The organism is Chryseobacterium sp. A301 (assembly GCF_054489425.1).
The window spans coordinates 685352-693877 of record NZ_JBTMWY010000001.1; the positions used below are offsets into that span (position 1 = coordinate 685352).

8 protein-coding genes are annotated in these 8526 nt (G+C 37.5%); 5 read left to right on the forward strand and 3 right to left on the reverse strand.

Annotated elements, in window-relative coordinates:
- The first annotated feature begins 937 nt into the window (after positions 1–937).
- Positions 938–1345, forward strand: coding sequence for a hypothetical protein (locus ACX3PU_RS03295; protein WP_459083474.1), 408 nt, complete (start codon positions 938–940; stop codon positions 1343–1345).
- A gap of 171 nt (positions 1346–1516) precedes the next feature.
- Positions 1517–2095 (forward strand): TlpA family protein disulfide reductase, encoded by a 579-nt coding sequence (locus tag ACX3PU_RS03300; protein WP_459083475.1) that lies wholly within the window; start codon positions 1517–1519, stop codon positions 2093–2095.
- A gap of 207 nt (positions 2096–2302) precedes the next feature.
- Here ACX3PU_RS03300 and ACX3PU_RS03305 read toward each other — a convergent pair whose 3' ends face one another.
- On the reverse strand, positions 2303–3142 hold the full coding sequence (locus tag ACX3PU_RS03305; protein WP_459083476.1) for a tyrosine-type recombinase/integrase: 840 nt from the start codon (positions 3140–3142) through the stop codon (positions 2303–2305).
- A 276-nt stretch (positions 3143–3418) separates the two neighbouring features.
- Here ACX3PU_RS03305 and ACX3PU_RS03310 point away from each other — a divergent pair, with 276 nt between their 5' ends.
- From ACX3PU_RS03310 to ACX3PU_RS03320, 3 genes are all read left to right on the forward strand, one after another.
- Positions 3419–4348, forward strand: a complete 930-nt coding sequence (locus ACX3PU_RS03310) for a DUF3644 domain-containing protein (protein ID WP_459083494.1) — start codon at positions 3419–3421, stop codon at positions 4346–4348.
- Positions 4349–4362: 14 nt separating this feature from the next.
- Positions 4363–5412 carry a hypothetical protein gene (locus ACX3PU_RS03315; protein WP_459083477.1) on the forward strand — a complete coding sequence of 350 codons (1050 nt, stop codon included), beginning with the start codon at positions 4363–4365 and terminating at the stop codon, positions 5410–5412.
- A 129-nt stretch (positions 5413–5541) separates the two neighbouring features.
- On the forward strand, positions 5542–6141 hold the full coding sequence (locus ACX3PU_RS03320; protein ID WP_459083478.1) for a hypothetical protein: 600 nt from the start codon (positions 5542–5544) through the stop codon (positions 6139–6141).
- Between the two features lie 238 nt (positions 6142–6379).
- Here ACX3PU_RS03320 and ACX3PU_RS03325 read toward each other — a convergent pair whose 3' ends face one another.
- The gene (locus ACX3PU_RS03325; protein ID WP_459083495.1) at positions 6380–7486 is read right to left on the reverse strand and encodes an IS91 family transposase; all 1107 of its coding nucleotides are present in this window, start codon (positions 7484–7486) and stop codon (positions 6380–6382) included.
- A complete protein-coding gene (locus ACX3PU_RS03330; RefSeq protein WP_459083479.1) occupies positions 7470–8477 on the reverse strand; it encodes a tyrosine-type recombinase/integrase in 1008 nt (335 codons plus the stop codon). The genes ACX3PU_RS03325 and ACX3PU_RS03330 overlap by 17 nt, the downstream gene beginning before the upstream one ends.
- Between the last annotated feature and the right edge of the window lie 49 nt (positions 8478–8526).

The window sequence follows — 8526 nt, forward strand, 5'->3', positions numbered from 1 at the left end:
TATGGGCATGGAGCGGTACGGAGTTATGAATTGCTTTCATTTTTCAGTATCTTTGAGATACAGCACAACGCAAGTGATAAAATCAAAATGCTATATTTGCAATGAAAGCAATTCACAATAAGGATTATTCCGTTGTGAAAACATTTAGTGCCTCGCCTATCTGTGGGTTTTTTTTCATGCCTAAATTTGATAGGAATTGTTATTCAGGAAGGTTCCCATCATTATTCCATTACATTAGTGTCTGATAAAAATTTAATTCTGCAATTCGTTAAACGTATAGTAGTGTTTTACAGTTAGATATGTTTTTTTTGAGTTTTAAAAATCGAAAAACGAGCAACTATTCAAGCGATAATTACACTCCATAATCTCGTTCAATAACCCAGTCTTTTTCCGGGTTTTCCAGAAATTTCATCAGGTTGATATAGTTGAACAGGTGAATTTTGCAAAAGCGTACTAGATTAGAATATGCCCAATTTCGCTTTTGTCTCTTGTTGATGACTGCAAACAATAGATTGATTATTAATCAATTTTGTTAACTGTAAATAGCATTTTGTGTGGTTTTGTGCTTTTTATATTAAGCAATATTGCTCATAATGGGATGTGCATGTGGTCTGACTTTTTATCAGTTTGTAAATATTTATTTTTGATTTAAAATTTACATTTTCCCATCGAAATAAGATTAGGCATTGTAAAAGACGAACCCGTGTGGGTTCAGTTTGATGATGGTATATAATTTTCAAGGACAATGCTTTTGGCGGCGCTTCTTTCCGTTATTGATTATGGATGTCGTTTTAGTTAAAATTTATTCAGATTTTTCATTGCGAGTTTGTTCAGTAGTAAGTAATCCAATATTCAAGAGCTCTTTTTATATGTTAAAAACGTTTAATCTTTCACGCTCGATTTGTCTTTAGAGAGATATAGCCTTAATTTTGTGCCCATGACTTACAAAACGAAGATTTCAAGATGTTGGATGAAGCGCTTTCTAGCGCTTTTTGCGATGCTGCTTCTGCTATTTTCCCCTTGCCCGATGAAAGCAAGTGTGAAAATGTGGGTGGTTGAAGCTTCTGCGTTACAGTCTACATTTTCAAAAAATCTTTCGGTAGCTCCTTCTCCAAGTCTTGAAATTTGCACGCAAAATACCCTACTGAGTTTTGAAAAGAGCTCAAAAGTAAGTGCTGATTTTGCAAGGATGCTTCCTGCTGGGGATGCGATATCCATTTGGACAAAGGCTTTCTCTGTTCCTGACGAGAGTTCTGCACATTCTAAATACGTAAGTTCAAGTGGATTTAGAAATCGGGTGCCGCTATTTTTAAAGTATCAAAAACTACTTTTGGCCTTTGGTTAAAAGGACATTTCTGGAGGATATAGGAAGCGCTATTCTACTGCGGATCGACTCTGTACTCTGTCCTCTGTCCCTATTTTCAAACTGTTTTTTTCAAAATATTCACCCTAAGTTCAAAGGGTGCAATACTCATTTAATCGGTCGCTCAAATCGGCCCTCCAATTCAAACAAAAAATGAACAATATTATACGAAATTTCACAAGTGTACTTTTTTTACTTTTTTCTATTTTCACTTTAGCTCAAACAACGAATTCAAGTTCTGCCGTGGATTCTACTAATTCCGAATCATCGACAAACGGGACGTCGGATTCGGCAGAAGCAGATTCCGTCGCTTACGTGACACCAGACTTAAAGTTTGTGGATTCAAAGCAGACTATAAGTTCCCTTCGGGGTCTTAAGGGAAAAGTAGTCTTTATTAACTTATGGGCAACCTGGTGCGGACCTTGTCTCGTTGAAATGCCTACCATTTATAAACTAAGACAAACCTTCAAAGATCGAGAGGATTTAGTATTTTTAATGGTGGATGTAGATGGAAAGCTTGATAAAGCAAAACAGTGGATGGAGAAGAAAGAAATTGATCTTCCGGTCTACGGAATGGCAAGTCAAATTCCCCTTGAACTGTTTTCAGGTTCGATTCCGACTACCTTTATTGTTGACAAACAAGGGCGTTTTGTAGGAAGACAGGTAGGCGCTGCAAATTATATGGATCCAGTGCTTATTAAGCTTTTAAATGAACTCTTAGAAGAAGAGTAATTTTAGCAATTTCTACCAAAATATGTTGGAAACCTTTATTTAGACTGCGTTCCCACCTTATTTTATAGTTGAAATGAAGTAACTTTCTTTCGGGGAAAGTTGGGGAGGTTCCCTCTTTCTCCGCAATAAACACTGGTAATTAATCAGTTAAAAGATAAACACCCAATTTTACACCCAAAAATGTAAAGTTGGGTTTTTTATTTTAGGTTATAAAAAATCTAATGGACTTGGTGTCGATTTCTTATCTACATCTGTAATATGAGTGTAAATCATGGTTGTTCTAATATCACTATGTCCTAATAATTCTTGTACAACCCGAATGTCAATTCCGCTTTTTATTAAATGTGTGGCGTATGAATGACGCAAAGTATGCACACTGCCTTTTGTTGCAATATTGGCTTTTTTCATTGACTTTTTCAAAACTAACTGAACACTTCTTTCGCTGTATTGCTCATCATTAGTTCCTTCAAATAAAAATATTTTGGGTTTATATTCAATATAATATTCTCGCAACAAACTTAATAACTTATCAGGTAAAGCTACTAACCTATCTTTATTCCCTTTGCTTTGCTGTATTAACAGTAAATTACTGTCGGATTTTACATCGGTTAGTCTAAGATTTATTAACTCACTTAAGCGCAATCCACAACTGTAAATAGTGGTGAGAATTGCTTTATGCTTTAAATTTTCTGTAGCATTTAATATTTTTCTCACTTCTTCTTGAGAAAAGAAAGTAGGCAGTTGGGTTGATTTTCGTTTAGGATATAAATAATTTAACTCTATCGATTGATTATTGACCAACTCATAAATTTTCTTAATTGCCCCAACTAAAGAGCGTTGATAAGATGCACTAATATTGTCTTGAAATACTTTTTCATTAATAAAACCCTCTATTTCAGCAATAGGTATTTCGTTGAGCGTACGATATTTATTCATATACTCTAAGAATATTTGTGCATAACCACAATACGATTTTATGGTATTATTGGCATAGCGTTGCACTTGCAATCGGTCGTGTAAGGTTTTTAATATTGTTTCGCTATCCATACTTAAATAATTCTAATTTAACCTATTCTGTTTCGCTATCCACAAAAAATAACTTACTAAGTATCTAATTTACAAAAAATTAATTATATTAGCAATAGATTTTACGAAATGCGCATATAGGTGTTATTTTACGAAACTACACCGTGTTTTGTTTCGTAAAAAAACAATGTTATGGCTCATTTTAAAAGACGACACCGCAAAACAACACAATGAAAATTACAAATGGCAATTAAGAAAAGAACAAGAAAAGTTTGGTCTTTGAAAGAAGAGCTTTAGATTAAGTCAAGGGAGGCAATGCTTAGTGCAGTTCAGATTTTTAATAATCCTAACATTCAATTTAAGTCCGAAAACTTTATAATTCTTGCCAATATTTCTTGGATGTATCTCTTACACGCATATTATCGTGAACAAAAAATTGACTATCGTTATTACAAACAACTTGCTCAACGAAAAAAATATGACAAGACGAAAAAAGGTGCGTTTAAATTTTGGGAACTTGAAAGATGCTTAGATGATGATAATTGCCCTATCGACCATATTTCAAAATCAAATTTGAAATTCCTTATTGGTTTAAGACACGAAATTGAACACCAAATGACAACAAGGATAGATGAATACTTAAGTGCACGATTTCAAGCCTGTTGTTTAAACTATAACCAATACATAAAACAGCTTTTCGGTGATAATTATGGTATCGACAAACATTTGTCATTTTCACTACAATTTTCTACAATTAAGGAAGAACACGCCAACCAATTAAGGAAATTTACTGACTTACCTTCAAATATATCTGCGTACATAAATGACTTTGATAATAGCTTGAGTGACGAAGATTACAATAATATTAGGTATTCCTATCGAGTTTTATATGTTCCAAAATCTGTAAATCATAAAGGACAAGCAGATAAGGTAATAGAGTTTTTACCAGCAAATTCACCAGAAGCAGAAACACTTAACAAAGAATATGTTCTAATAAAAGAAAGAGAAAAAAGAAAATACTTGCCAACTGAAATATGGACAGAAATGCAAAACAAAGGTTTTGTTAATTTTGGTCAGCACCAACATACTGAATTTTGGAAGGCTAAAGATGCCAAAAATCCAAAATTTGGATTTGGCACACAAGTAGCTAAGGCTTGGTATTGGTATGATAAGTGGTTAGACGAAGTAGAAAAGCATTGCATTCAAAGTGGAAACAGATACAAATAGAAAAGCGAAATATTATGCCAATATATAAACTTGAAGGACAGAAAATAGTAGAACTTCAACAGACAACTTTCTCAAATGAAAGAATTGATGAAGCACGAGACTTGCAAAAATTCATAATTAACTCAATTGAGACAGTTGAAAAGAACTTGTTTGTCCTGAGCAGTGAATTTGGAGATTGGGAAGACAGTAAAAGACGAATTGACATTCTTTGCCTTGACAAGGATGCCAATTTAGTAGTTGTTGAATTAAAAAGAACGGAAGACGGTGGACATATGGAATTGCAGTCAATCCGTTATGCTGCAATGGTAGCCAATATGACTTTTGAAAAAGCTGTAAAGGCTTTTCAACACTATATCGAAAAGAATAATTTGGAAATAGAAAATCCGCAGGAAGCAATATTAAATTTCCTTGAGTGGGATGACGTAAATGAAGAAGAGTTTGCCAATGATGTTAGAATAATCTTAGTGTCAGCAGACTTTTCAAAGGAAATCACCACTTCAGTTTTATGGCTAATAGAGAGAGATATTGATATAAAATGTATAAGAATTAAGCCGCAAAAAGACGGACTTAATTTATACTTTGACATACAGCAAATTATTCCACTTCCAGAGACAACAGACTATCAAGTTAAATTAAGAGAAAAGGCAGCAGAGCAAAGACAAGCAAGGAGAGAAAGCAGCCGAGACTATTCAAGGTTTGACGTAACTATTAACGGCAAAAGTGAAATCAACTTAAACAAACGTCAAACTATGCATTTGGCAATTAGCGAGAGTGTAAATTTTGGAGTAAGTCCGCAAGATTTAATGAAGCTGACAGGTGAAAAAAGATGGATTTGGGTTGACAAAGAATGTCACTCAAGACAAGAATTTGAGTCAGAAGAAATTAAAAACGTAAAAAGCTATGACCCTTCAAGATGGTTCAATGAAGATGACGAACTTTTAATTTACGAAGGAAGAACTTACGCTTTTAGTAACCAACACGGAAAAGGTACTTACGATTTAGTGAAAAATATATTTAACCAATACCCTGATTTACAAGGTGAAATAAAGAAAAACGAGCCATAACAGCACCTACCCAAAAGTGGCGGTTCAGTGGTTAAATCAAGCTTTGTGCTTCTATCAAAGTTCCAGCTTGGTTGACAGTGAAGTGCTTCGAAATCGCCACCTTCGGGTAGCTGCAAAACGTTATCTGCAATGAAATTAAAGCAAGCCGTAAACATGAAATTTTTGATTTTCATATTCTTGACAATTCCTATGTGGTTTTTATGTCAAGAGACAAGTAAGGTGAAATTTACGATTGAAAAGGGAAGATTTATTTTTGACAAAGAAAGTTACCTGCTCCATAAAAAGCAGTCTGAAGAAATAGCTGAAAGCCAAAGAAAGGCGGACAGCATCTCTAAAGCAGATCCAAAAGTTCACATTAATTTTATAGATGACAGAATTCTTGAATATCCAAGATTTGACTCTGCTACTGTAGCATTCAGAAATAAAATACTTGAGAACATAAAACTCGATAATGTAAAATTTGGTCAAAATATAATGTCCATTGTTATCGACAAATACGGAAAAGTAAAAAAATTTAAATGTCTGAAAATAGCGGACAGAAAAATTTGCGATCAAATAAATAAAATGGTCGTTAAAAAAGATTTTGACAAATGGAAACCTGCAATTTTTTATGGAACAATTGTAGAATATGATTTTAGATTTTCTATTATTATTGATTCTAACCTTGCAAATTATGACTTGAAAAACAAATGGTCTCAGGAAAGTAATTTGCAGGATTTCATAAAATAAAAAGTCACTGCAGATAATAACTAAGCTTTCGTCTTGTCCGCAGGACACGAGATGAAAGCCCGTTGAACGGAACCTTCGGGAGCTTTTTGGCAGTCTATGGAGTTGTCGTTTTTAGAATTTAGGGTAACAAAGCAGTTTTTTAGAAGGACTGCTTTTTTTGTGGCTTTTTATGAGCCTTTGGAAGTGGTTTCTGCGGGTTTTCTTCACTGCAGAACATAAATTCCCTTACCCACAAAGGTTATTTGGCGGGAGCAGGTTGGATAACGAAAAGATATTCCGGTGGCGGACCACGCTGTCCGAAAACGGCAATAGTCACCAGATTTCCCGTTTTACAGCACCGGCATTTATTGAGCAGCGTTTTGGGTTTTACCTCCGGGATCTTGATCTTTAAATCGGATTGCAGAGCCTGCAGTTTCCCGCGCTTCCAGCTGCTGCTCAGAATGCCGTAATGCCGGATCCGCACAAATCTCTTCGGTAGGATATGCAGACTGAACCTTCGCGCAAACTCCTGGTTGCTCAGGGTCATTTCCTTTTTCGCCCCACCTTTTCGGTAATCTTTGTAGCCAAACCGGACCTGCTGATCCGTCACTTCTTTGATGCGGTGGTTGCTGATGGCAACCTTATGCGTGTAACGCCCCAGATACTCAATCACCTGTTTTGGGCCACCAAAAGGACGCTTGGCATACACGACCCAGTTTTTGGAGAAAAGTTTGTCCACTAAATTCTGGTCATTAATTCCACCAGCCCTTAACAATGCCACAAACTTCGCGCGGAAGACTTTGCTCATCGCTTTTACCGAAAACAGATATTTATCCGTTCGTACTTTCCTTTTCCATTTTCCCTGCCGGTTGATGCCCCCGCCCGGAACAATGCAGTGCAGGTGCGGATGCAGACTCAGGTTCTGTCCCCATGTGTGAAGTATGGCAATCATTCCCACCTGCAGGCCGTCGGTTTTGCCGAACTGGTTTAAAGTAGCCCAGGCGGCCTCAAACAAGGCTTTGTAAATGAGTTGGGGCTGGGATATTGCCATAGCGTTCAATTCCTCCGGTAGGGTAAAAACCACATGGTAATAGCTGCAGGGCAAGAGGTCCTGTTCAAGCTTTTGGATCCACTCTTCCTTTTTATGCCCCTGGCACTGCGGACAATGTCTGTTCCGGCAGGAATTGTAACTGATGGAAAGGTTTCCGCAGCCGTCGCACGCATCGATATGACCACCCAAAGCGGCCGTGCGGCAGTTGGACAAGGCCCGAAGGGTCTTTTCCTGATGAACCGTAAAGTTCTGGGCGGATAAATTGATTCTTCGAAGGACTTCTGCTACACTCCCGCCATTACTTCGGGCCTGCATTCCTGCTGCATAAAGTAAATACAGTGTCCAGCGGACTGTGTGGCTGTTGATCCGAGAGCTGACAGACATGGAGGTATTCCATTGTACTTTCAATACGCTCATGACCCAGAAGTTTCTGCACCATAATGATCGGAACGCCGTCTTCCAGCAGATGAGTCGCATAACTGTGTCGCAGCGTGTGGGTATGAACTTCTTTGGTGATGCCAGCCTTTTTAGAGATGGTCTTTATCACCCACTGAACGCCGCGCTGGCTGTAGCGTGAATCAAAATCTTTGCTAAGCACATCAATCTCTTCGATATTTCTGTTCTGATTGCCGTTAAATAAATACCGCTCCGGATTTTCAATATTGATAAAGGTTTTCAGTCCCCGGATTAAATGTTCCGACAAAGGAACATACCGGTCTTTTTGGCCTTTTCCCTGTACGATATGCAGCATCTTGCGGTCAAAATCAAGGTGCTGAAGTTCGATACTCCTCACCTCCATGCAGCGCAGCCCACAACCGTAAATAAGTCCAATGAGTAGCTTGTGTTTCAGGAGTTCGGCACTCTGAAGCATACGCCAGATCTCTTCCCGGCTGAGGATTACAGGAAGTTTCTTTACTTTAGCAATGGTGGGAAGGTGCAGAAAACTATAAGGCAAACCTTCGGTTTTCAGCAGAAACCGAAGCCCGTAAACGGTATGCTTAAAGTAAGTTTGGGAAGGGGTTTTGGAGCGTTGCTGAAGTTCAAAAAGATAATCTTTGACCTGTTCCGGGTCAAGCTCGGTGGGTAAAGTTCCAAAGTGCAGCGCAAGGGCCGCCACATGACGGGAATAATTATCGAAAGTTCTGGGGCTCCTGCCAAGGATGGAAATATTCCGCTCAAAGCGTTGCAGCAGTTCGGCAAAACCGTTAACTTCGCTACAGGCGCGGTTCAGAAATTTGCTTACCCTTAACTCCTCCGGAGATTTTTTTTGTAGCCATTTTAAAGATTTTATTGTTTGTTTTACCAAAATTAATAAAACAGCGAAGAGAAAAAGCTACCGGAGGTTTAGTTCAACA